Below are 26,069 nucleotides of genomic sequence, written 5' to 3'. Positions count from 1 at the left end.
CTATGGCGGTCGCCTTCCGGGGCGGTCGCGGATCGTAAGGTTTCCCTCTGGAGCAGCGGCGCCGCCCTGACGACCGTCTCCTCCCGAGATGTCACGGCAGGAGTTGGGTCAGCGCGCCGGTGAGGGCCGCAGCGAGGGTGAGGGTGGTGGCGAAGGCGACGGCGCCACGGGTGAGGGCGCTTGGGTAGGTCGCTCCGTCGAGTCGGGCGAGAACGCCCGCGGCGGTAGCGACCAGCAGGGCGACCACGACGACCAGGGCGAGGCCGAGTAGGACGACGGCGATCGAGGGCACGGTGACCTCCACTGAGTGGTGGGAAGTTGACGTGACCGATCGTGCTCGGGATGGTGGTCGCCAGTGTGCGCCGAACGAAGTTGCACGCGGGTGAACATGGTGGAGGTCAGATGCGCGTGGGGGGTGGGGGCCAGGACCGGCGGGCAGCAGCGCTCGGCGAACTGCGCCAACTGCTGGAGAGCCGACGGTGCCGGCTGGGGATGTCCAAGAGCGACCTTGCCATCCAGGCAAGGCTTGGGCGCACCACCGTTTCCGCGGCGTTCCTACCCGGTCCGAAACCACCGTCCGAACCGACGGTCCGCGCCATCATTCGGGTGCTGCGCCTGTCCGAAGGGGAGAAGGAACGGGCACTGGACCTATGGCGAGAGGCGAGCGGCCAGGCTGGCCTCACCATGTCGGTGACCGGCCGGCCCGGGCGCCCGATCGACCAGCACGACCCGCACGATCTGGAGGTCCACCCAGCCGGAACCGGTGCACCTGGCTCGCGACCGCCGCTGTCTGGGTACGTGGCGCGTGCCCACGACGCGGTGCTGGCCGAGACGGCGCGAGACGCAGGCACAGGGCGCAGTCGTCTGGTGATGCTGGTGGGAGCGTCCTCGACTGGCAAGACACGGGCCTGCTGGGAAGCAGTGCAGCCTCTCGCGGAACAGGGATGGTGGCTGTGGCACCCGTACGACCCGACCCGGGCGGAGGCCGCGCTCGCCGATCTCGACCGGGTCGGCCCACGCACCGTGGTCTGGCTCAATGAGGCACAGCACTACCTTGGTGACCCGCACCACGGTGAGCGTGTCGCCGCTGCACTGCATTCCTTGCTCACTGCCCCCGGACGCGGCCCCATCCTGGTCCTGGGTACCCTGTGGCCCGAGTACGCCGACACCTATAGCAAACTTCCCAAACCCGGCCGACCGGACCCGCACACCCGGGTCCGCGAACTGCTGGGCGGACGTACCCTCGCCGTCCCCGACACCTTCGAACCCACCGCCCTGCGTGACGCTGGCACCCTCGCGAGCGCTGGCGATGCCCTGCTCTTTGACGCCCTGCAACGGGCGGGCGGGCACGGCCGCCTGGCCCAGGAGCTCGCCGGGGCACCGGAGTTGCTGCGCCGCTACGAGAGTGCCGCCCCGCCGGTCAGGGCACTGCTGGAGGCGGCGATGGATGCCCGCCGACTCGGCGTCGGCCTCCACCTGCCCCGCACCTTCCTCACCGACGCCGCCCTCGACTACCTCACCGACCACGAGTACGACCGCCTCACCGACAACTGGGCCGAGGCCGCCTATGCTGATGTCGCCCGCACCGTCCATGGACACCAAGCACCTTTGCACCGTGTCAACCCCCGGCCCCAGCGAAGTGCCCCGGGGCCGGGCGTACCCGGCACCCCGCCCGGCGGTCCTGCTCTGCGGCTCGCCGACTATCTGGAACAGCACGGCCGCGATCGCCGCCGCGGGCTCTGCCCGCCCGCCTCCTTCTGGCACGCCGCCAGTACTCACCTCACTCGTCCGGACGACCTTATGCACCTTGCCCGAGCAGCCGAGGCCAGATGGCGTCTGCGATGGGCCGATCAGCTCCTGGAACGGGCCGCTGATACGGGCGACTCTTCTGCTCTGTCTCATCGCGGACGGTTGCGGGAGACGGCAGGAGACCTGGAGGGTGCCGATGAGTGTTACCGGCGCGCTGTCGACGCTGGTGACATCTCAGCTCTTCTCCACCTCGGACGGTTGCGGGAGAAGGCAGGAGACGCGGAGGGCGCCGATGAGTGTTACCGGCGCGCTGCCGACGCTGGTGACATCTCAACTCTGCTCCACCTCGGGTGGCTGCGGGAGAAGGCCGGTGACCCGGACGGCGCCGGGGAGTACTACCAACGCGTTGCCGGTACCGGAAATCCCACCGTCCTGGTCGCGCTCGCCAGAGTGCTGGAGAGGGCGGGTGATGTCGCGTTGGCCGAGTCGTACTTCCGGCAGGCTGCCGCCACCAGCGACAGCTTCGCACTGCTCCAGCTGGCCCAGGGGCGAGAGTGGGCAGGGGATATCGAAAGAGCCGAGAGGTACTACCGGCGGGCCGCCGACGCCGGCAATGTCTCCAGCCTGATCAACCTGGCGGAGCTGCTGGAGAAGGCCGGTGACCCGGACGGCGCCCGGGAGTACTACCAACGGGCTGCCGATACCGGCGACCCCTCCGTCCTTGTTGAACTCGGCGAAGTGCTGGAGCGGGCGGGTGATGTCGCGTGGGCCGAAGAGTGCTATCAGCAGGCCGCAAAGAATGATGATCTTGCCGCTCTGTTCCGCCTTGCCGAGATGCAGGAGGAGGCAGGTGATCCGCAGGGCGCGCGGGAGTACTACCAACGGGCCGCCGACGCAGGCGACTCCTCCGCCCTGGTCCGTCTCGGGCAACTCCTGGAGGAGGTGGGCGACGTCGTGGGGGCCGAGCAGTACTACCAGCGGGCATCCGATACAGGCGGTTGCTTCACGCTACTCGACCTCGGGGAACTATGGGAGGAGCGGGGGAATGTGCTGGGGGCTAGGGACTGTTACCGGCGGGCCGCGGACACCGGACTCGCTGGTGGCAGTGAGAATCTGCGGCGATGGCCGTTCGGGTTGGAGGCAGACGGTTCACCCAGTGGGCCCTGGCGGGAGCAGATGTAGGGGAGCGAGGTGCCAGCCATGGCCGGTCGTCCTGCCATGCGCGGTGTCGGTCAGTGGTCGGCCACCGACCGGTGCAAGCGGACCAGTGACCGAGCTGTGACGCCGCAGCAATGGGATGATCCGGCGCCGCGATGATCCTCGCACGCACCTGGATCCCCATCGCTGTCCGGGGCACAGGTGTTTGGGGCTGCTAGGCGCGTACGGTAGGTCTGCAGGGGGTCGCCAGGTGGCTCGGGTGAAGGCCGGGTTCTCCAACTCCAGCAGCGGCACGGGGCCTCCAGGCGGACCTGGGGCTGTCGGAGCGTCTGGTGGAGGCGATCGGCTGTGCCTTAAAGCAGCCTCTCTGGAGCGGCTTATCCTCAAGGACGGCAGTCAGACGAGAAGCAACGAGAGGCGACCGCCCAGATCCAGTCCTGCCAGAGGAGGCAATACGGCCCTCGCGGGTGCGCGAGGCACTCGAAGGACGCGTGTCGCTGTCTGGAGGCGCGAGGGCATCGATCGCCAGGTGGGGCGGGGCGACCTCTCCGCGCCGTGTAGAGGAGCGAGGGTGTATCCAATGCGACTCTGCGTCGAGAGGCGGCCAAGCTCGACACGCGGACGAGCTAGGGCCTGTGTGAGGTTGTGATCAGTTGGGTGGTCGTAGGAGGTCGTCGATCCAGATCATCGAGGCGCGGAGGTGGAGGCCTGCGAGGTAGCTCTCGGGCGTCTTGTCGAAACGGGTGGCGATGCCTCGCCAGGCCTTCACTTTGTTGATTAGACGCTCGACGGTGTTTCGCTCTTTGTAGAGGTCGGTGTCGTAGTTGACGGGTCGACCACCCCTGCTGCCCCTCTTCCTGCGGTTGGCGGCTTGGTCCTTCTTCTCCGGGATGACTGCCTTGATGCGGCGTTTGCGCAGGTAGGCGCGGTTGGCGCGGGACGGGTAGGCCTTGTCCGCGGCGACCGCGCCGGGACGGGTGCGAGGCCGGCCGACGGGAAGGCGCACGCGCACTTTGGCGAGGACGGGGACGAACTGCGGACTGTCGCCGGCCTGTCCCGCGGTGAGGACGAGCGCGAGCGGGCGGCACCGTCGGTCGGCCGCGAGATGGACCTTGCTGGTCAGCCCACCCCGCGATCTGCCGAGCAGGGCCTGTGCCAGTCGGAGCCGGTGTCGCCGTCGGACGTCTCTGTGCTCGTCCTGTCCGTTCTGTTCCTGCGGTTCGCCCCCATTTGCCGGGCCGTCTCCTGCTCGCGCGCGGCCTCCTCCAGGGCCTGCATGAGCTCCTCGTCCACGAGCATCCCGGCGGCGTCGTGGTGGGCGCGGACGGTCGTGGAGTCGACGCTCACCAGCGACAGGTCCGTCTTCCCTTCGCGGGCGGCCTCGGCGATCAGGCCTTCGAGCAGGGCAGTGAACACGCCGGCGTCGCGCCAGACCCGGAACCGGCCGAAGACCGTGGACCAGGGGCCGAACTCGTCAGGCATCTCCCGCCACTGGGTACTGGAACGGAACCGCCAGATCACCCCCTCGAACTGGTCGCGAAGCCGCTCGGGGTACGGCCCGAACTTGCCGATCGGGAGATATGGCTCAATCAAGTGCCACTGATCGTCGGTGAGTTGCCTGCGCGTCACATCCAACAGTTCTACCGGGTTCTGCCCCGCGGTGGGGCAGAACCCGAAGATTGATCACAACCTCACACAGGCCCTAGTAGCGTGGCCGCGGATGATTTCGTACGGCGAGTGGAGGCGGCGGTTGAAGGACTCCGGGGCGGCGGGTTCCCGTCGGCGGCAGGTGTGGGCGCAGTCCGTGAAGAAGGCGCGGACATGCCTGAGGAACCTGGCGGAGGGCGATACGGACTCGCGCGATCTGAAGGCGGTGATCGAGGAGGTACTGGCTTCCGAGTACAAGGGGCGAGTGATCGTCGAACTGCTGCAGAACGCCCACGACGCGCACCCGGCCAAGGCGGGCGACGGGCGGGTGGAGATTCTGCTCGACGAGACCGAGGGCGAGCACGGAGTCCTCTACGTGGCCAACGGCGGCCGCGAGGTGACGCCGAAGCGCTTCGACGCGCTGCGCCGGGTCGCGGCGTCGTCCAAGCGGCCGGACGAGGGGATCGGGCACAAGGGCGTGGGCTTCAAGAGCGTCCGTCAGCTGACCCAGGCCCCGGAGGTCTACAGCGTCTCGCGCCCGGGCGCCAGGACCTTCGACGGCTACGGCTTCCGTTTCGCCCGGCCGTCGGACTTCGACCGGCTGGCGGCGGAGGCGGCCCCGGACGACCCCGGCGCGGCCGACAAACTGCGCGAGAACCTCTCTGCGCTGATGCTCCCGGTGCCCGTCGACGAGGTCCCGGAACCGGTGCGGCAGCTCTGCCGTCGCGGGATCGTCACTGTCGTCCGGCTGCCCCTCAAGGACACCGAGGCCCGCGACTCGGCCGCTGGGCAGCTGCGCGAACTCACCGACGACAGCGCGCCCTTCGAACTCTTCCTCGACCGGCTGGCCACGGTCGTGGTGTCCCACACCCAGGCCGGCGCAGCCCCGAAGCGCATCGTCTTCGGGCGGCGGGTGACCACGTTGTACAGGTCCCGCGACTTCAGGATCGAAGAGGTGGCGCTGCGCCGTGGGCGCCGGAAGCTGGACCTGGTCCTAGTCCGCAGCAGGGTGCCGGAGGAGCGCGTCCTCGCCGCCATCGCGGCCAGCGGCGACATGGGCAAGGCCTGGGACAAGTGGCGCGGGTCCGCCGAGGTGGTGGTGGCCGTCCCGGCGGGCGAACCGCTGAGGGGCGGCCGGCTCTACACCTTCCTGCCGATGGGTGCCACGACCGCGTGCCCGGTCGACGGGTACGTCAACGCGCAGTTCTTCTCCCACGTCAGCCGCCGCACGCTCGTCCTCGAGACGCCGTGGAACCAGTTGCTGCTCGACGAGGTGGCCACGGCCTGCGCCCGGGCTGCCGTGCTGGTCGACGAGGGGAGGGTGCGGCTGCCAGGCGAGGCCGTGATCGACCTGGTCTGCCGGAACGGCGCCGAGCTGGAGCGGCTGCAGGAGGCGTTCCGGAAGCTGGACCGCAAGCTCAACGAGGTGGCCTTCATCCCGAGGGTCCACCCGGAGGGCTCGCGCACCTCGCTTGACCGCGGCACGTTCGTCGAGCGGCCCGAGGGCGTCGAGGTCTTCACTCCGCAGGCCGTCGGTGCGACCGGCGACGCGGAGATTATCGACCCCGCCCTGCACCCGCTGCGCGCCGAACGGCTCCGGAGGATGGCCCGTCTTCTCCACGTGCGTCTGGAGCCCTCGACCTTCCAACTAGCCCAGTGGGCCGAGGCCGTGGCCGAACAGCTGGCCGAGACCACCGGCGCAGCGGACGCCGGCCACGAGCGCTGGGCCGACTTCTACCACGACCTGGCGCTGTCGTTCCCCGACGCCGCCCCGCTGCGGGGCAAGCGGATCGTCCTCGACACGGGCGGCCGGCTCGTCCCCGCCGGTGGTGCGCACGTCTTCTTCCCCGGCACTGGCGACATCCTGCTCCAGCCCGACGCGCTGCCCGCCCGTGTGCGCGAGCACCTCTCCTTCGTCCATGACGCGATCCCGTGGTCGGCAGGTCGGGGCAAGGCCCGGAGCCGCCGCGCCGCCGGGCGACAGTGGCTCGAACAGCAGGGGCTCGTGCAGACGTACACCCCGGCAGCGTTGCTGCCCGTCATGACCGCGGTGATGTGGCAGGACGGGCAGGACGACGAGACCCGGTGGGAGTGCCTGCACCTCGCCTGCCGCCTGTGGATCGCTCAGGGCTCGCGTGCCGCCCGCATCAAGGGCCTGCTCGTCCCTACCAGGGGAGGCTGGTCGCCCACCTGGCGGGCGATGTTCGGCCCGGGCTGGACGGGAGCGGTCTCGGCCGTCGACGACGCCCTCGTCCGCTTTCTGGACCTGACCCGGACCCTGGACCGCTCCCTCCGGCAGGCCCACGGCGCACTCCTGAGGCCGGCCGCAGAGGTGTGCGAGGGCAGCGGTACCGACCCGGCGGTGTTCCAGCGTTTCCTGGAACGCCAGGACGTGCGCCACGGCCTGCGGCCGACCTATCTAGCCGTCACGGACTCGGTGAAGGGGAGCCAGCTCAACTACCCGTGGTCCTTCGACGCCTACCGGTCGATCTACCGTACGGCTGAGGCGCGCCGGCAGTGGGTGGCCACGGCCCAGACCTGGCCGAACAGGCACGGCGGCCTCTACGCGACCGTCGCCTACCAGCCCCAGTACCGTCAGCTGGCCAAGCTCCCGGGCCAGGACGCCTACGCCGAGTTCTCGGACGAGGGCCGCCGGCTCTATGCCGAGCTGATCGTCCACGGCCTGGGCGCATGGCAGGACAGCGCCTTGGAGACCCGGTTCGTGCGTGGCAGAGACGGTTCCGGGACTGCCTGGCCGACCCCGCTCGCGGCCTTCCTATGCCATGCGCCGTGGAATCCGCAGACCCTGGACCACCAGGGCCGGAGCACCTTCGCGCCGATCTCGGCCGCGTGGTGGTGGAGTGAGAGCGAGCAGCCGCCTACCTACCTCTCCGTTGTGTCCGCGGGGCTTCGGCAGATGGCGACCAGCAAAACGCTGGAACGGCTCGACCTGCTGGGCGTGCGCCACTGGTCTGACCCCCGCACCGCCCTCGACCGGCTCCGCCACCTGCCCCAACTTCTGCTCGAAGCACCCCAGTTGCGCCACGGGGTGCACGCCAACGCGATCCGCCGCGCCTACGAGCGGGCCTGGTCGCAGCTGCTGCCGCCCCACCAGGGCCAGGACAGCTCGCGGGCCGACCTCGAAGCCCTCCTGGTCTCCCGGGCCGGCGCCCTGGAGGTCCTGCCAGCCGCGCCCGAGGGCGAGACCGCCGAGCCGGTGCACCTGCCGGACCCGGGCAGCGGCCAGCAGCGCAGGCTGCTCGACCAGGTCCCCGTCCCGGTGCTGCCGCTGGACGACCGGGCCCTGGGCGGCCGGGTACACGACTACCTCGCGGACCAGGATGGCTTCGAACCCCGTCCGTGCAGCGAGGCCGCGGTCCAGGTAGTAGCGGACCAGCTGCCCGCGCCGCAGGCGCCGAGCACGCCCCTGCTGGAGTTCGCCGGCCCCTGGCTGCCCGCCCTGGTGGCCGCGGTGGTGGAGTACGACGAGGACCGCGCCCTGCGTCCGGAGACGGTCACGGTCGCCCGGCTCACCGGGCGCCTGCGAGCCTGCTCCCTGGTGCTCGCCACCGAGGCCGTCACCCATGTCTCCGGACACACGCTCGCCGCCACCGACCGCTCGGTGCTGCACGACGAACCCGAGCACCCCTGCCTGGTCGTCGTCCAGGCACCGCCGCGAGCGCACTGGCCCGTCCTCCAGGCGGCCGCGCCGGGCATCGCCGAGCTAGTCGGCGCTCCCTACCTCGCGACAGAACTCGAGCTCGCCCTGCTAAAGCTGGGGCAGCGGATGCAGGGCCGGGGAACCGCCGAGGTAACGGAGGCCGACCTGGCCGCCGCGCTCGACCTGCCGCTCCACCGGCTGGAGGCGGTGCTCTCCGACCGCGCCTCCGCCCGCTCGGGCAGCGCCCGAATGGTGCCCCTCCTCGCCTGCGAGGACGTCGAGCTGGCGGAACAGCTGCAACAACTCCAGGAGACCTTCAACAGCCGTGAGGAACTGCGCGGCTGGCTGGCGGGGAAGCTCGGCGCAGACCGTGCCGAGCTGCTGCTCTCCCTTCCGGATGACGACTGGCAGCGGTTGATGCTGCGGCTCGGCGTGCCGCTGGAGCGTGCCAACCGCGTATGGGAGGCCCTCGGGCTGGCCACGATCGACAACTCCGCCCTGCACATCCGCCAGTTCGAGACCTGGCTGCAGGGCAACCGCTCGCGGCTGGTGGACCGGGTGCGCGACGCGTTCGCCGCTCCCCACCGCGCCGGGCGGGAGCTGGGGGAGTACGTGCGGCTGCGCGAACTGCCGGGGCTAGGACCCGATCCGGTGTGGCACCGGACGCTCTGGGAGCTCCCCGCCAAGCTGATGGCCGACCACGCGGACCGGTGGCTTGCCGAGCACCTGCCCCCGGCGGGCAAGGGCTCGGGGACCCTGCTGCCGGTGAGCGAGGTCCGGGACCTGTGCGTGGGTTTCGTGCACGCCCGGCTGCCGGAACTTCGAACCCTGGTCGAGCGATGGCTCGCCCGGCAGGGGGGTGGCAGGGAGTCCACCTGCCCAGGGGCCGCCCAGGTGGCCCGGGAGATGGAGGCGGAGGGACTTCTCGACTTCGCGCCGCTCACCCGCAAGGCGCTGATCGCCTGGCTGCGCTCGCGCGGCCATTGGCCGGAGGGGATGCCGACCACGACGCACCTCGGCGACTTCGGCCTGGAGGGCGGAGCGGCGGGCCGACGGCCGTCGGAGCCGCGTGACGGGAAAGGAACGGCACCCTCGGGACGGGCCCAGGCACCGACGCTGGAGTTCAACGGTGAGCACCTGCCCATAGGGAGCGACGACCTGCGCGAATTCGCACGCCGAGTGGCGGCCGACCTTACCGAGGCGCAGCTGGCGACGCCGGTCGACGTGGTGACCCCCGAGGCGCCCGGCCCTGCGGCCGCCATCCCTCGCCAGCGCGGATCCGGCGGCTGGCTCAGGGAACGGCACGGGCGGCGCGCGGGAGTCCGGTAGCGGCGAGAAGCCCGTCGCGGTCGGCCTCGCCGGCGAGGTGGCGGTCGGCGCCTGGCTGGAACGGCACTTCGGGGTGCCGCCCGAGGAGTCGTGGAAGTCGGAGATGCGCCGCCACGTCCTTGCCGACGGGCTGGGCGACGACGGCCTCGGCTACGACTTCCTGATCCGGGACGGCGAGCGCACGCTGCTCTTCGAGGTCAAGTCGTCCACTGACGCGGACGGCGACATCCACCTCGGGGACACCGAGACGCGGGCCGCACGGGCGAGCCAGCTGCAGCCCGACGTGGAGTACCGGATCGTCTACGTCTCCCACGCCAACGACCACGAGCGCCGGAGGATCACCCCGTTGCCCAACCCGTTCAGCGAGTCTGGCCTGACTAGCTATCAGATCGTTAGCACTGCGATGCGGCTGCGCTTCGTCCTGCCGCAGGAGGAGTGACGGCGCTGCGCCGGCGTCCGGACCTGGTCATGCCGCGCCGTCAGCCACGCGGTGGTGAGCTCGCCGACTTGCAGGCCGAGCACAGGCCTGAGCACAAGGAGGTCCGCGCCCGCGTCGAGCACGTCTTCGTTCGAGTGAAGACCTGGACGATCCTTCGCGACTGCCGTCGCAAGGGCGACGGCGCCTACCACGCGATGGTCGGCATCGCATGGCAGCAGAACCTCCTCCAAGCTGCGCAACTGGCCAGGCCGCCGGTCGACCCGACCCGCCTCGAGCGTCCCAACAATCAACTACGGGACCGCTCGTGGCCTGGCTTTTACAAAACGAGTCGTTTCCCGGAGCGCTAGCTGACTCTCACTCCGAAGGGGATCCCGACGCATTCCAGCTGCGGGTCGATGGCAGTCTCGGTCGTCGCTCTGATCAAGCAGTGCGACGACCGAGGCGTCCGAAGCCATTTTGTCCGATCTTACCTTGGCGCTATAGGAGTTGGCTGATTTCGAAGACGGCCGTTACAGGCGCGTGGTCGCTCCACCGTTCGGTGTGGGAGGCCGGCCGCTCGACGTAGGCCTTGATGCAGGTGTCTGCAAGTTTCTGACTAGCCATCAGATAGTCAACTCTCCGGCGGAACGACACCTTTTCGAAAAAGGTCCACCCGTTCGAGCGCAGCCTGTTCGAGGGTGCCTGCTGGCCCGGGCGGTAGGGGACCTCCTGTGAGCATCATGACGGCTTCGGCGCCGGTTCGGGCAGTGGTGGGTTCTCGTGTGTCGGACACGCACGGCAACGAGGGCAAGGTCTCACACCTGATCCAGGCAGAGACAGCGACCCGGCACGCGCTGTCGAAGGAGTGGGAGATCGTCGGGTCGTTCGAGGATCTGGACGTCTCTGCGCAGATCACGCCGTGGAAGCGCCCGGACCTGGGTCCGTGGCTGACCGAGCGGCAGGGTGAGTGGGACGCGTTGGTGTGGGCCAAGGTCGACTGGGCGTTCCGATCTGCGAAGGACTGCGCGGACGTGGCGCACTGGGCGGAGGAGAACCACAAGGTCCTGGTCTTCACGGACGACGGCATCACCCTGGACTACCGCAAGGGTCAGGAACGGTCGTTCGGGAACGAGCTGGCCAAGGTCTTCCTGATGCTGGCGTCGATCTTCGCGGAGATGGAGCTCAAGCGGATCAAGGCCCGGGTCTCGGCCGCGCACAGGCACCTGCGCAAGACGGACCGGTGGGCCGGCGGGCAGCCGCCGTACGGGTACCGCATCGTGGACCGGCCCGGCGGCGGCCGTACTCTCGAGCCGGACCCGGTCACCTCCGAGGCCGTCCGCTACGTGGGCAAGCTCCTGCTGGAGGGGCAGAGCCAGTGGATGATCGCCATGGCCCTGGAAGCCGCCGGCTTCGACACCCCGTCGATGCACGCGTACAAGAACCAGGGCGACACGTACTCGAGCAAGCGCAAGACACCGCCGTAGAACCACTGGAACCCCACCAGCGTGGGCAAGATCCTCCGCTCCCCGGCGACAATGGGCCTGAAGCTGACCGGCCGCTCCGTCAAGGCACGCAAGATCGCCCGCGACGCCAAGGGCCTGCCGATCCGGATGGCCAAGCCGCTGTTCACGCAGGAGGAGTGGGCCGCGGTCCAGGCCGCGATGGACGAGCGCTCGGTCACGAAGGAACGCTCGAACGGCGCCTCGCCCTGGCTGGGAGTGCCGCACTGCGACCGCTGCGGGGACCGGTTCTACCGGCAGGTGAACCTCGCCAAGAACGGCAAGATCTATGAGTACTACCGGTGCGCGAAGACGGCCGGCAAACCGGCCTGCAAGGGCCAGTCCGTCAAGGGCGAGCGCGTCACCGCCGCGATCACCGCCCTGGTGGAGCGCCTGGCCGGGCTAGCGATGACGGTGCGCAGGTTCATCCCCGGCGAGGACCGCACCGAGCAGCTCAACCACGTCACCCAGGCCATGCGCGACCTGCGGGAGGAGAAGCGCCGCAACCTGTTCGAGTACCCCGGCGGCGACGACGAGTACTCCGAAGCCCTCGAGACCCTGGTCGACGAACGCCGCCGCCTCGCCGCCCTCCCGCAACGCCCCTCCGCCTGGGTCGAGGTCGAGACCGGCCAGACCTTCGCCGACACCTGGACACAGGCCGACCAGGAACACCGCCGCCAGCTTCTCCTGGGCCTCAAAGCCCGCCTCTACATGACCCCCACCATCGAAGGCTGGTACCTACCCGCCGAACTCCACGCACGAGCGCGGCAGCTTGAGCACGTTGGAAGCTCGGCGTAAGCCGAGTGACCCGGTTCGCTGTGGACCCGAAACCTCCGTGTGGGTGGGTGTCCGCCGCCTGCTCGTGGTTGCGCCAGCGGATGTCGTCGATCGGAGAGCGCGGGCGGCAAGGGCGTGGCGGCGGTGTTTCTCGAAGAGGTGGGCGGTAGCAGCCATGTCGGTGTCCCCTCGACAGTGTGCAGACCGTGCTGCCAGGAGTAGGACCCCTTGCCGACGTCGTGCACCGAGACCGGGTATTCGGCAAGCTCGCCGGCGTCGAAGGCAGTTGCGAACTGCATTGCCAGTAAGGCGGATCCGCGCAGGTTCTCCTCCAGAGTGCGCCGCTGGCCTGATAGGTTCCGGCTGTGCGCCCACAGCGGCGTCACGCCGCTGCTTGAGTCCTCCATACCGATCAGAGTTCCCAGACCATACTGCCGTCGGCCGACAGGCAACGGACAAGGTTCGGACCCGAAGTGCACACGCGACTCGCGCTGCGCACCGAAGCGAAATGCCCGGATCAAGCGTTTCCGGGTCCTTGGGGTACCTCATGGCCTCTCATCGCTGGTCAGGCGGCTTGGCGGTCGTCGTCCCGGGCGGCCGAGGACCGCAACGACGCCCTCACCACCGTCGGCGCGATCGCCGACGACGTGGCGGTCGTCCTTTGGGACAGCCGAGGATCGCAACCGCGCAATCAACGAGGGGCTGGAGACGATCGCCAACAGCGGCGGTAGCTCTCCCGGGCTGCCGAGGCTCGCAACTACACCCCATCCGGGCTGATGGATCTTACTGGGGGTGGCGGTGCCTTCGGGGCGGCTGTGGATCGCAACGTGGACTACTCCATCGCGTCGGTCCGCTGTCTGGCCGTGGCGGTTGCCCCTCCGGGCCGCCGAGAATCGCAACCATGACGGCAGCGCCCGTGGAGGCCCACGCCTGGCTGGTGGCGGTCGCCCTCTCGGGCGGCCGAGGATCGAAACAGCCCTCGGGACGGCTGGAACACGCTTCCATTCCGAGTGGCGGTCGCCCTTCGGGGCGGCTGAGGATCGCAACCAGCGTCCGGGCGGGCTGCAGTCCGCCGGCAGGTGGTGGCGGTCGCCCTCTCGGGTGGCTGAGGATCGCAACGTCTGCTGGGGATGCCCCGAAGGCCGCTACGATCTGCCCTCCCGAGCGGCCGGGGATCGCAACGATGTCGGTCTCCCCGCACCGCTCGCCGTCGTCTCGGTGGCGGTCGCGCTCCTGGGCGGCCGAGGATCCCAACAATTGTGCAACGTCCGAAAGGTGGGCGGCCAGCTCGCCGTGGCGGTCGCTCTTCTTGGAGGTCGAGGATCGCAACACCATAGACCGTCACGCCCGCATAGCCGCCCTCCGCGTGGCGGTCACCCTTCCGGGCGGCTGAGGATCGCAACACCATGACGGCCGCGTAGTAGACGCCGGTGCGGGTAGCGGCGGTCGCCCTCCCGGGCGGCCGAGGATCGCAACCTCATGGCCCGCCGCGGCCGCAAGACGGTCACGAGTGGCGGTCGCCCTTCCGGGCCGGCCGAGGATCGCAACATCACGGCCTCGTAGAAGCGGGTCGTCGCCGGGATGTGGCGGTCGTCCTCCCGGGCGGCTGAGGATCGCAACATCGTCCCTCACAAGCGGGACGTCAAGGGCGGCCCGGTGGCGGTCGCCCGCCCGGGCGGCCGAGGGTGATGAGGCTCTCTGAATCTCACAGAGCGTCATCAGAGGATCGCAACTCCTTCGCCATGTCGGTGCCGTACTACACCCACTGGAGTAGCGGCCGCCTTCCTGACCGGCCGGGTATCGTAACCACATTGAGCTGTACGGCCTTCACCAGCTCCAGATCAGTGGCGGTCGCCCTCCTGGGCGGCTGGGGATCGCAACGACTTCCGTGATGCCGCCGAGGACGTGCACACCCAGGTGGCGGTCTCCCTCCGGGGCGGCCGAGGATCGCAACCGCGTGTTCGACGTCGATTCGGGTCGCGCAACGTCGGCGTGGTGGCCGCCCTTTCGGGCGGCCGAGGCTCGCAACACCGAGTTCGTGGCCATGAGTTGCCTGCTGCAGGGGCCGGCGCTCGCCTTCGCGGGCGGCCGAGGATCGCAATGCCTTCTCCGCGGTGGTGTAGTACTACGGCTCCTGCGTGGCGGTCGCCCCCCTAGGCAGCAAAGGATCGCAGCGCCGGAACCGAGCAGTTGGACCCGGACGCCAGGTCGAGGATGTGGCGGTCGCCCTCGTGGGCGGTAGAGAATCGCAACTGAGTATCCGGCGCGGACGGGTCTACCCAGCGTGCGGTGGCGGTCGCTCTCGCGGGCGGTCGAGGATCGCAACGCCCCACACTACCCGGAGATGCGGACCTACAGCCTGCGGTGGCGGTCGTCCTCCCAGGCAGCCGAGGATCGCAAAGCCCTCAAGCAGCACGATGGCATCCACCCGGAGGAGTGGCGGTCGTCCTTCTGGGCGGCCGAGGATCGCAATGACTCGTAGACGAGGTGGCCGTACTCGGCCGGTAGGCGGGTGCCGGTCCTCTTCCCGGGCGGCTGAGGCTCGCAACACCCGGGCGACCTGGCCAGGTCGGGTCTCGATCTCGTGGCGGCCGCCCTCCTGGCCGGCCGAGGATCGCAATCTGGACGGCGACTGGGAGATCTTCGCGGGCCATATGATGGCGGTCGTCCTCCCGGGCGGCTGAGGATCGCAACTGCTACCACCCCGGCACCGCCGCCGACCTCCACCAGTGGCGGTCACCCTCCTGGGCGGCCGAGGATCGCAACACCAAGTGGGCCACCGCGCTGCCGGGCCTGCCCCCCCCGGGGGGCGGTCGCCTTCCCGGGCGGCCGAGGATCGCAACCGGAACCACGAGTCGGTGCCGGACAGCCAGTCGTTTGTGGCGGTCACCCTGTGGGGCGGCCGAGATTTGCAACACCATCGACGTGGTGCCCTCATACGTGTAGATGCTGGTGGCGGTCGCGCTTCTGGGCGGCCGGGGATCGCAACACCGGCGGCTTTGCGATCTGTGGCGAGTCGAAGGAGCGGCGGTCGCCCTTCCGGGCGGCGGGGGATCGCAACGCCGAATGCGCCTGCCCAGGCAACCGGGCCGCCCGGTGGCGGTCGCGCTTCTGGGCCGGCCGAGGATCGCAACCTGCTCATCACGATGGCGGAGGCGTCCCCCGGATACCGGTGGCGGTCGCCTTCCGGGCGGCCGAGGTTCGCAACACGTCGGTGCTCGCCTGCACCAGGGCGAGGGAGCTCGTGGCAGTCGCCCTCCCGGGCGGCCGAGGATCGCAACACGCAAGGCATGCTCGGCACCGCCATGGGCACCAAGGTGGCGGTCGCCTTCCGGGGTGGCCGAGGATCGCAACTTCGGCTCCGGTGCGCACATGTCCGGCATCATCGAGGGTGGCGGTCGCCCTCCCCGGCGGCAGAGGCTCGCAACTACACCCCATCCGGGCTGATGGATCTCACTGAGGAGGTGGCGGTCGCCCTTCGGGGCGGCCGAGGATCGCAACGCGGCCGGTACGCTTGGCATGCTTGCCTATTGGGAGGTGGCGGTCGCCGTCCGGGTAGCCGAGGACCGCAACTCCCTCGGCCTGCACGGCTGGCCCGCTGGCGCTGGCATGGCGGCGGCTCTCCGGGGTGGCCGAGGATCGCAACTACCCGAAGCCCCGGGTGGGAGACGCGCCGCGGCTACCTGTGGCGGTTGCCCGCAGGGGCGGCCGAGGATCGCAACTCCGGTACTGCGGTTTCGACGCACGTGCTGGGCAGTGGTGGCGTCGCCCTCCAGGGCGGCCGAGTATTGCAACGCGTTTCGGGTGGTCCGCCAAACCTGGGCCGCCGAGTGGCAGTCGCCCTCCCGGGCGGCCGAGGATCGCAACTTCATGCCGGTGGTCGTCATGACGAATTCGAGGTCGAGTGGCGGTCGCCCTTCCGGGCGGCCGAGGATCGCAACACGTAGCCCCGGGGGCTCGGGGCAGGGCGGGATGCCGGTGGCGGTCGCTCTCCTGGGCGGCTGAGGATCGCAACCCGGCTTTCTCGGGCAGGACGCCGTGCTGCGCCCAGGTGGCGGTCGCTCTCCCGGGCGGCCGAAGATCGCAACGTCTCCGCCCGGATCATGAGCACGACTATGTCGAGGTGGCGGTCGTCCTGCCGGGCGACCGAGGATCGCAACAAGACCGGAGCCGGCGAGCTGATCCACCCCGAGTCCGTGGCGGTCGCCCTCCTGGTCGGCCGAGGATCGCAACAACATGACCTCACCGGAGTAGCCGTTGCGCGGGGGTGGGCGTCGCCTTCCCGGGTGACCGAGGATCGCAACTTCCTGTGCCTGGGCACGATACCCGCGCACGCCGCGTGGCGGCCGCCCTCCCGGGCGGCTGAGGATCGCAACCTGATGGACCGAGGTGCTTACAACGAGCATTCAACCGCGTGGCGGTCGCCCCCCTGGGTGGCCGAGGATCGCAACCCCCGTGGGAACCTGCTGGGTTCCCGATCGGGAACGTGGCGGTCGCCCTGCTGGGCGACCGAGGATCGCAACGGCCCAAGGCAGACGGACGGCATCATTCTGGGCTTGACATGACGGTCGGCCCGGAGAACGAGCGGGGATCGCGATGCTCGGCCACCTGGGTGTCGCCGTTCGACACCCAGCGCAGTCGTTCTACCAGGCGATCGAGGACCGCAACATCGCGTTCGACCCGGACAAGCGGGGCTGTGACCGGGTGATGGTCGCCTCTCGGGGCGGCCGAGGATCGGAACGACGAGACGCACCTGTATGTGCTGCCTGAGCCCCGGGGGCGGTCGACCTTCGGGGAACCGAGGATTGCAACTGTTATGAGGGAGCCGCGGAGACCGCCGACGCCACGCGTGGCGTCGGCGGTCTGGGGCGAAACCTGTTCGACATCAACGTCGCGGGCGACCTCATCACCGGTGGCGGTTGCCGGCACTAGGGATCGCTACTTCACATCTGGGTGGTTTGGGCTTGGGCGGCTACTTGGTACGGGTGCTGATCGCAGTCGTAACTCCCGTGCCGTATCGGATGGGTAGCCTTGTGGGCCATGCGTGAAAAGCCTCTCTATGCACACTCGCCCAATGGTGCTGGCCTGTGGCATCTGCTGGATGATCATCTTCGTGGATCGGCTGAACTGGCTGCTCGGTTCGGTGCGGTGTTCGGCATGGCTGCCGCGGCAGAGTATTTGGCGCTCGTCCACGATGTGGGGAAGGGCGGGTGTGCGTGGCAGGACCGGCTGGTGGAGGTTGCCGATTCCGGAGGGACGGTCGGGATCGACCACAAGAGGGCGGGGGTCCGTCTTGCGGCGCAGTATTTGCCAGGGCCTCTTGCCGGGGTGGTGGAGGGGCACCATGGGGGCTTGCGGTCCTGGGGTGAGATGCGTGCTTTGCTGAGGGAGCTTCGGGCGCGGCCTGGCATTGTGGACGAAGCGATTCGCGGGGTCGCGGCGGAGGTTCCCGAGATCGAGTCTGCGGGGATCGCGGTGCCGCAGTGGCTGTCAGACCCCGATGGCGAGAACGACCTCGCTGATGTCGACCTGATGGTCCGGATGCTGTTCAGCTGCGTCATCGACGCCGATCGCCTGGACACCCGCGCGCACCGCCTTGGCCGGGTTCCGTATGTCCGCCCGGACGCAGACATGGCCGCCCTCTGTGAGCGGTTCGAGGTAGCCCGGAAGGCCATGCTCGCTGGCCGGGATCCGTCGCGGATCGACGAGATCCGCACGAGCATCTACGAGCAGGCTGTGGCCGCGGCGGATGGTGTGCCCGGGATCTACCGGCTACACGTTCCGACCGGCGGGGGTAAGACCCTGGCCGGGGCCGCGTTCGGGCTGCGCCACGCCGCGCGCAACGGTCAGCGGCGGATCATCGTCGCGGTGCCGTTCATCAGCATCACCGAGCAGAACGCCACCGTGTACCGGAAGATGCTCGGCGAGCGGGACGTCCTCGAGCACCATTCCTCTGTCGATCTCGATGGCGCAGGGTGGGCCCGCTTGGCGGCGGAGAACTGGGACGCGCCGTTCGTGATCACGACCACGGTGCAGCTGTTCGAGTCGCTCTTCAGTCGCTCGCCGTCGAGGATGCGCAAGCTCCACCGGCTTGCCGGTGCGGTGATCGTCCTGGACGAGGTCCAGGCGCTGCCGGACCGGCTGCTGGTTCCCATCCTCTCGGCACTACGGGGTCTGACCGAGCGGTTCGGGACGACGGTGCTGCTGTCGTCCGCGACCCAGCCCGAGTTCAGCAGCATCGACGGCACCGGGCACCGGCACGTCATCCCCGACCCGGCGCCGCTCTTCTCGGCTCTCGAACGCGTCCGCTACAAGTGGCGCGAGGACACAACACTGGCCGAAATGGCCGGCGAAGCCTCCCGGCACCAGCAGACGCTGATGGTCGTCTCCACCACCCGCGACGCCAACGCTATCCACCAGCAACTGCCCGCTGGCGCCCTGCACCTGTCCACCCGCATGACCTCGGGACACCGCCGAGAGACGATCGAGGAGATCCGAACGCTCCTTGCGGCCAAGCAGTGCGTCCGGGTCGTGTCCACGTCGCTGATCGAGGCCGGCGTCGACCTCGACTTCCCGATCGTCTTCCGTGCCTGGGCCCCACCGGAGAACCTCCAGCAAGCGGCCGGCCGCTGCAACCGCGAGGGCAACCTGCACCGCGGAACGGTCGTCGTCTTCAAGGCCCACGACAGCGGCAGGATCCCGGACCGGTCATACATGCTCTCGCTCGGCATCGCCAACAACCGCTTCGGCGACGGCCCCGGCAAGGCCGACCCGGACAACCTCGCAGCACTCGCCCACTACTCCAGGACCCGATACCGACTCCAGGGCCTCGCCAACCTCGGAAACCCGATCGAGGCACTGCGCCGGGAACTCGACTTCCCGGCTGTGGCGGAGCAGTTCGTGATGATCGGCGAGAGCACGGCGAGCGTCGTCCATGTCCGGCCCGAGCTGAAGCCCGAGGAGCGAGCCGCGGCCCGTGCCGCCATCGAGATGCTCCGCACTGGCCAGCCCTGCGGGCCTGAGGCCATGCGCGTCCTGCAGCCCCACATCGCCGGCATCCCCAAGGCCGAGGCGGATGCCGCGTTGGTAGCCGGGCACGCGAAGCTCATCGTGGATGACCTCGTCGAGTGGGTCGGCCCTTACCATCCACAGCGCGGCATCGAGCCGCTCAGCCGGTAGCGGAGGCCCGGCCCACTCGGTGGCGGCCCTAACGACCGCCCCTCGGAAGACGGGTGTTGGCACGCCGCGCGAGGCCCGTCCGGGCCTTCCAGGCCCCGCGAATGCGCGGAGGGTCCGGCCGTGGACCGGCAGGGCAGCCCGTTCGGAAGGTACAGGCTGGGTAGGCTCCCGCAGAGTGGCGCTGTCTTCTTGCAAGGGGGCAGCGAGGATCGAAACACAGGCGTGCTGGTGTCTATCCGCACGTTCGCGCCCCCGTCGGCCTGCCGGCGGGGGCGTCATTGTCAGTGACCCCTGATACACATTCGGCAACGGTACGGGTCGTGGTCATCACGGCGCTGCTGACGCTGTCAAGCCCCCTCGGGAAACAGCTTCACAGGAGTGCTAGTGCTGCTACCGTCCGTATCTGACACATCGTCACATTGCCCTGGAGAGGGTGATTACCTTGCCGAGCCATGCCCAGACGCGCTGGCCGGAGCCGCCGGTGACCGTCGAGCTGTGGGGACCACTGGCCTGCTTCACGAGGCCCGAACTGAAGGTCGAACGGGTCAGCTACCCCGTCATGACGCCCTCCGCGGCCGTCGGAGCGCTCAGCGCCATCTTCTGGAAACCGGAGATGGCCTACGTCATCCAGTCGATCGAGGTCCTCACCCCGATCGACTGGATCAACATCCGACGCAACGAGGTCAAGTCCGTCATCACCGCACCCCGCATCAAAGCCCTACGCGCGGACCACAGGGAGCGCTACGACGTCGAACACGACCGCGACCAGCGCAACACCGTCGCGCTGCGCGACGTCGCCTACCGGGTGAACACCCAGATCATCCCGACCAAGCGTGCCAAGGCACCGGCCGCCAAATACCGGGAGCAGCTGCGGCGCCGCACCGAACGCGGCGGGTGCTTCTCACAGCCCTTCCTCGGATGCCGGGAGTTCTCCGCGAGCTTCGGCCCGCGCGGATCGTGGCCCGGCAGCCCCACCGACGCGAAAGCCGACCCCATCGAGCGCACCGAGGAACTCGGCGTCATGCTGCACTCGATCAGGTACGGTGACCGCGGCCAGGAGACCTACCACTGGTTCCGCGCCCGCCTGGACAACGGCGTGCTTCACGTTCCGCGGCGCCCCCTGGGCGACGACGAGGTCCACATGCCGGCCGGCTCCTGGCGAACCGGAGCCTGACCATGCTGCTGAAACGCCTCACCGAACGCGTCGCCGACCAGGAACAGTCCTACACGAAACCGGCGACGATCAAATGGGCCGTACTCCTCGACGGCGACCACGCGCAGGTCCAGGACCTGCGAGTGCCCAAGGGCCAGCCCGCGCTGCGCCTGGACGTGCCGACCTCCACCCGCACCGTCGCCATCGCACCCTGCCTGCTCGCCGACAACGCCCAGTACGTCTTCGGCGTACCGAAGGCCGACCCCAAGACCGGAGAGGTCAAGGACAAGGACGCCGCCCGGGCGGCGAAATGCCGCACGGCCTTCGCCGACCTCGCCCGCCAGTGGGCAGCCGCCAACCCCGGTGACCCCACCGCCGAGGCCGTCGTCCGCTTCTTCGCCACTACCCTGGACATCCCGGCCGACATGGCCGCCGGCGACCTGGTCGCCATCAGCGTCGACGGCCAGTGGGCCCACCAGCACCCGAGCGCGCTCCAGTTCTGGGCGGACAAGGTCAGCGACGCCAAAGGAGCCGGCAACACGGGCCTGTGCCTCGTCTGCGGACACGAACGACCGCTGCTCGCCACCGTTCCGATCTCGATCGCCATGGGCGCCATCCCCGCCAAGCAGGCCAAGAGCACCCAGCTCGTCAGCGTGAACACCGCCGCACAAGGCCGTGCCGGCGTCTCCGCCGGACTCGCCGCCACCCCCCTGTGTGAGAGGTGCGGGACGGCCGCCACCACCTCACTCGGTGAACTCCTCGTGGACCCGAAGCACCGCAGGCGCGCTGACACCGCGGTGACGGTCTGGTGGACCCGCGAACCCGTCAAACGCAACCACTTCGGCACCCTGGACGACCCGCAACCCGAGGACGTCGCCAACCTCCTCGGGAAGATCTTCAAACCGGGCACCGGGACCACCGAATACTCCGCCGACGTCAACAAGTTCTATTCCGCCACCCTCGGCGCGAACTCCTCACGCGTCGTCGTACGCGACTGGATCGACGTCCCCCTGCCCATCATCGAGGACAGCCTCGGCCGCTGGTTCCGCGACCACCAGTATCTCGACCCCTGGGCACCCCACATCACCCACCAGGGCACCGCAGACCACCCCAGCCCGGGCACCGGCCCCCAGTACCAGGCCTACCCACTCTGGAGACTCACCCTCGCCTGCGCCCGATGGGTCAAGACCGAGAAGAAATACCACCCCAAGACCATCCCCGAAGGCCTCGACGAAGCACTCCTCCACAGCGCCCTCCACGGCACACCACCCCCCGCCTGGATACTCCCCCGACTCCTCGCCCGCATCCGCGCCGACCGCCGCATCGACGGCCCCCGCACCGCCCTCCTACGCCTCGCCCTCACCCGCCACCACACCCAGGAGCACGGCATGCCCGGCCTTGACCCCGACGCCAACGACCCCGCCTACATGTGCGGCCGCCTCTTCGCCACCCTCGCCGCCGTCCAACGCCGCGCCGCAAAAGACACCGGACGCACCGTCAACACCACCATCACCGACAAATACTTCGGCACCGCCATGAGCAGCCCCGCCACCGTCCTCGCCAACCTCCGCGCCGGCGCCGAAAACCACCTCCGCATCATCCGCCGCCGCAACACACCCACCGCCAACGCCCTCGAAGCCCGCATGCGCGACATCTACCAACACCTCGACGACGTCCCCCTGCTGCTCACGGTCCCCGAGCAGGGTCGCTTCGTCCTCGGCTATGAGCACCAGCGTGCCGCCGACATCACCGCCGCACTCGCCTACAAGGCCGCCAAGGAACAGGCAGCGGAAACGGCCGAACCCCAGCCCGCCGAGGACGGTGCGCTCTTCGACGTCACGGACCTCATCGAAACCGCCCCGGCCCACTCCGAAACCGCCTGACCACCCCACCCGCCAGGAAGCGAGAACCCACCATGACCGTCCCCGCCCACCTCGACCCCGCGCGCAAGCACGACTTCGTGTTCCTCTTCGACATCGTCGACGGCAACCCCAACGGCGACCCCGACAACGGCGGCGCCCCCCGCACCGACCCCATCACCATGCAGGGCTACATCACCGACGTCGCCCTCAAGCGAAAGATCCGCAACACCATCGCCCTCCTGAACGCCGGCCGCCCCGGCTACGACATCTACGTGGAAGCGGGCGTCGCCCTCAACGCCCAACACGAGCGCGCCTACGACACCGGCGGCGCCGCCAATGAGTCGGAGGCCCGCGACTGGATGTGTCAGACCTTCTACGACGTCCGCATGATGGGCGCCGTCATGACCACCGGCAAGAACCGCGACCGGACCGCCGGCCGCGTCCAGGGCCCCCTGCAGCTCACGTTCAGCAGGTCCATCGACCCCGTCACCACGATCGAAGTCCCCATCACCCGCGTCACCCCGACCCGAGTCGAGGACCTGGCTACCAAGCAGACCGAGATGGGCACCAAGAACATCGTCCCCTACGGCCTCTACAGGGGCGCCGGCCACTTCTCGGCCCCCCTCGCTTCCAAGACCGGTGTCACCAGCGACGACCTCCAAGCCCTGTGGCAGGCATTCGAGATGATGCTAGAACACGACCGCGCCGCCGCCCGCGCCTCCATGGCCCTGCGAGGACTCTGGGTCTTCAGCCACTCTGACGCCTACGGCCAGACCCCCGCGCACAAGCTCCTCGATCGAGTGCACGTCACCCCGCTCGGCCACACCGCGGCACGCTCGTACGCCGACTACAAGGTCACTGTCGACGCAGACGTCCCGGAAGGAGTCACTCTTACCGCACTGGTCGACTAGCCAGACCCGAACAGCCCCAGGCAGCTGCCCCGCAACTTGAGAACTCAACAGTGGACCGCATTCGGGCCGCGGCCAGGCCAATGTCCTCTTGGGCCGCTGAGGATCGCAACCACCTGCACTTGCACGTTGTCCCCCGCGTGGATGAGGGCGGCGTTCGCCTTCCGGGGCGGCCGAGGATCGCAACCTCATCATGGAGGAGCGAAACGACTTCGCGGAGGATGTGGCGGTCGCCCTTTCGGGCGGCCGAGGATCGCAACATCGTGCCGCACGACTCCAGGTACTGCCCGTGCCAGGTGGCGGTCGTGCTCCGGGGCGGCCGAGGATCGCAACGCCGTCAACCGCGATGTAGTCGTGGTGGTCGTGCGCGAGTGGCGTTCGCCTTCCGGGGCGGCCGAGGATCGCAACAACGCCACCCTCGGCGGGAAGAAGATGACCAGCCGTGTGGCGGTCGCCCTCGGGGGCGGCCGAGGATCGCAACGAGGTTGGCCATCTCATGGACGCGAAGCAGGCGGGCGTGGCGGTCGGCCTCCGGGCGGCTGAGGATCGCAACAACCTCATCCCGAAGAAGAGCGCGCCGACCGACGATCGTGGCGGTCGCCCTCCGGGGCGGCCGAGGATCGCAACACGTCCGCGAACTCCCGGCGCAGCAGCACGAGGACGGGTGGCGGTCGCCCTTCGGGGCGGCCGAGGATCGCAACGTGCATGACGCGTGCGGACAGGAGGTGCCGCTGCCGGTGGCGGTCGCCCTCCCGGGCGGCCGCGGATCGCAATGGCACTATGACGGTGGAGGCGTACAGCGGGTGGCAGGTGGCGGTGGCCCTCCGGGGCGGCTGAGGATCGCAACGCCTCATGTCCGGCGGTGAACAGCGGTGACCGCTCGTGGCGGTCATTCTCCGGGGCGGTCGAGGATTGCAACACCGCGTGGTCGCTGGCGATCACCGACGAGTCGCTGGGGGCGGTCGAGGATCGCAACACCGCTCAGTTTGTCCTCGCCGAGGTGCGGGCGGCGTGGCGGTCGCCCTCCGGGGCGGCCGAGGATCGCAACAAGTGGCACCTCCCGATCGGAAAGCTCCAGCACAACCGTGGCGGTCGCCCTTCGGGGCGGCCGAAGATTGCAACTGGCGAACGGCCCGGCCCAGGGCCTGGACAATGTCGTAGCGGTTGCTCTCCGGGGCGGCCGAAGATTGCCACTCGATGGGCCGGGACGACGAAGGCGCCGTCGTGGTGAGTGGTGGTCGCCCTGCAGGGCGACCGAGGATCGCAACCTGGCCAGATCGAGCGCGAGGTTCAGCCGCTCCTGTGTGGCGGTTGTCCTTCGGGTCGGCTAAGGATCGCAACACCCAAAAGCAGATCGAGACGCTGACCTCGGCGTACGTGGCAGTCGCCGGCCCGTGCGGCCGAGGATCGCAACGACGAGTAGACCGCCGACGTCTGGGGCGACGTCCTTGAGGCGGTCGCCCTCCCGGGTCGCCAAGGATCGCAACGTCCGTTATCACCTCGGCATGTGGACGACGGTGGCCGGCGGCGGTCGTCCCTCGGGGCGGCCGAGGATCGCAACGCGTGAGACGGCCAGGCGGCCAGGTTCCGCGACAAGGTGGCGGTCGCCCTCTGGGGCGGTCGAGGATCGAAACATGGCGTAGTACATGTCCATGAGCTCGCCACTCGCGGTGGCGGTCGTGCTCCAGGGCGGCCGAGGTTTGCAACATCTGTCGGGACAATGGTGAGGAGTCCGTCCAAGAGAAGCGGTCCATCTTCCTCGACGATCGGTGATCGCAATCTGACCGCCCCCGACACCTGGGAGATGTCGTCGACGTGGCTGCTGTCTTTGGGGAGAGTTGAGTGCCGCAACGTTGCCCCGGTCGGTGGCGGGCGCAACTCAATGGGGAATGGCGGTCGTCCCTCGGGGCGGCCGAGGATAGCAACATGTCCTGCGCGTCGTCGACGAGAATCACGTCGCTGGTAACGGCTGTCCTTCGGAGCGGGGCAATCGCTTGCCCACGGTCCTCTTCCGGGAGCAGCAGCGGTCGCAGTCGGGGGCGACCGAGGATTACAACGGCTCCACGGCTCCTGCCGGCATCATTGCTCCGGGCGGTGGCGGTGGCCCTCCGGGGCGGCCGAGGATCACAACATCGAAGGCCTGCTGTAACAACGGCCGCTGCCAGCAGGCCCAGTGGCGGTCGTCCTCGGGGGCGGCCGAGGATCGCAACAAGACCATCGGCCAGGACGGACCCACCGTCATGGGTCGTGACGGTCGCCCCTGGGTCGGCCGAGGATCGCAACATGCGCCAGCTGGCGCACGCGCCGGAGCCGAGGCGTGGGCGGTCGCCCTTCGGGACGGCCGAGGATCGCAACCTCCACCTGGAAGAGACGATCTGGAGCGACCAGCACGTGGCGGTCGCCCTCCCGGGCGGCCGAGGATCGCAACGACTGGAACGAGCTGCCCCGCCCGGGCGAGTCCGGAGTGGCGGTCGCCCCGGGGCGACCAAGGATCGCAACCACCAGTCAAGGCCGGTGGTTTCGGTGTCATAGCCGTCGCGGTCGCCCTCCCGGGCGGCCGAGGATCGCAACCTCCTTGGCTACCGCCGCCAGCGCTCCTACCTCTGCGGGTGGCGGTCGCCCTCCCGGGCGGTCGAGGATCGCAACGACTGGAACGAGCTGCCCCGCCCGGGCGAGTCCGGAGTGGCGGTCGCCCCGGGGCGACCAAGGATCGCAACCACCAGTCAAGG

At 69.4% G+C, this 26,069-nt stretch carries 10 protein-coding genes and 3 pseudogenes; 11 read left to right on the top strand and 2 right to left on the bottom strand.

Annotated elements, in window-relative coordinates; genetic code table 11:
* Positions 1 to 91: 91 nt before the first annotated feature.
* Positions 92 to 292 carry a hypothetical protein gene (locus ACFY2K_RS35935; RefSeq protein WP_387716865.1) on the bottom strand — a complete coding sequence of 67 codons (201 nt, stop codon included), beginning with the start codon at positions 290 to 292 and terminating at the stop codon, positions 92 to 94.
* Between the two features lie 200 nt (positions 293 to 492).
* On the opposite strand from ACFY2K_RS35935, the gene ACFY2K_RS35930 reads away from it, so the two are divergent.
* The gene (locus ACFY2K_RS35930; protein WP_387716863.1) at positions 493 to 2,931 is read left to right on the top strand and encodes a tetratricopeptide repeat protein; all 2,439 of its coding nucleotides are present in this window, start codon (positions 493 to 495) and stop codon (positions 2,929 to 2,931) included.
* Positions 2,932 to 3,556: 625 nt separating this feature from the next.
* Here ACFY2K_RS35930 and ACFY2K_RS35925 read toward each other — a convergent pair.
* Positions 3,557 to 4,536 (bottom strand): annotated as a pseudogene (locus ACFY2K_RS35925) (IS5 family transposase).
* A 283-nt stretch (positions 4,537 to 4,819) separates the two neighbouring features.
* Between ACFY2K_RS35925 and ACFY2K_RS35920 the strand changes: the two are divergent.
* From ACFY2K_RS35920 to cas7c, 10 genes and pseudogenes are all read left to right on the top strand, one after another.
* On the top strand, positions 4,820 to 9,544 hold the full coding sequence (locus tag ACFY2K_RS35920) for a sacsin N-terminal ATP-binding-like domain-containing protein (RefSeq protein ID WP_387716861.1): 4,725 nt from the start codon (positions 4,820 to 4,822) through the stop codon (positions 9,542 to 9,544).
* Between the two features lie 103 nt (positions 9,545 to 9,647).
* Positions 9,648 to 9,983 (top strand): protein NO VEIN domain-containing protein, encoded by a 336-nt coding sequence (locus ACFY2K_RS35915; protein WP_387716884.1) that lies wholly within the window; start codon positions 9,648 to 9,650, stop codon positions 9,981 to 9,983.
* Positions 9,979 to 10,216, top strand: a pseudogene (locus ACFY2K_RS35910) (IS5/IS1182 family transposase); the annotation flags it as partial. The gene ACFY2K_RS35915 and the pseudogene ACFY2K_RS35910, both read left to right, overlap by 5 nt.
* 486 nt (positions 10,217 to 10,702) lie before the next feature.
* Entirely contained in the window at positions 10,703 to 11,446 is a 744-nt protein-coding gene (locus tag ACFY2K_RS35905) for a recombinase family protein (RefSeq protein WP_387716882.1), read from the top strand.
* An 18-nt stretch (positions 11,447 to 11,464) separates the two neighbouring features.
* A pseudogene (locus ACFY2K_RS35900) lies at positions 11,465 to 11,623 on the top strand (recombinase family protein); the annotation flags it as partial.
* Positions 11,624 to 12,259: a recombinase zinc beta ribbon domain-containing protein gene (locus ACFY2K_RS35895; RefSeq protein WP_387716880.1), complete on the top strand. Its 636-nt coding sequence runs from the start codon at positions 11,624 to 11,626 to the stop codon at positions 12,257 to 12,259.
* Between the two features lie 5,019 nt (positions 12,260 to 17,278).
* Positions 17,279 to 19,417, top strand: coding sequence for a CRISPR-associated endonuclease Cas3'' (locus ACFY2K_RS35890; protein WP_387716859.1), 2,139 nt, complete (start codon positions 17,279 to 17,281; stop codon positions 19,415 to 19,417).
* 481 nt (positions 19,418 to 19,898) lie between these two features.
* Complete coding sequence (cas5c, locus tag ACFY2K_RS35885) at positions 19,899 to 20,591, top strand: type I-C CRISPR-associated protein Cas5c (RefSeq protein ID WP_387716857.1); 693 nt, start codon at positions 19,899 to 19,901, stop codon at positions 20,589 to 20,591.
* Between the two features lie 2 nt (positions 20,592 to 20,593).
* A complete protein-coding gene (cas8c, locus tag ACFY2K_RS35880) occupies positions 20,594 to 22,453 on the top strand; it encodes a type I-C CRISPR-associated protein Cas8c/Csd1 (RefSeq protein WP_387716855.1) in 1,860 nt (619 codons plus the stop codon).
* 32 nt (positions 22,454 to 22,485) lie between these two features.
* On the top strand, positions 22,486 to 23,343 hold the full coding sequence (gene cas7c / locus ACFY2K_RS35875) for a type I-C CRISPR-associated protein Cas7/Csd2 (protein WP_387716853.1): 858 nt from the start codon (positions 22,486 to 22,488) through the stop codon (positions 23,341 to 23,343).
* Positions 23,344 to 26,069: the final 2,726 nt, after the last annotated feature.

It is taken from the genome of Kitasatospora sp. NPDC001309 (assembly GCF_042896295.1).
Taxonomy (GTDB): Bacteria; Actinomycetota; Actinomycetes; order Streptomycetales; family Streptomycetaceae; genus Kitasatospora.
Note: the sequence above shows the minus strand (reverse complement) of the source record. Positions and strands in the feature narration are given on the sequence as shown.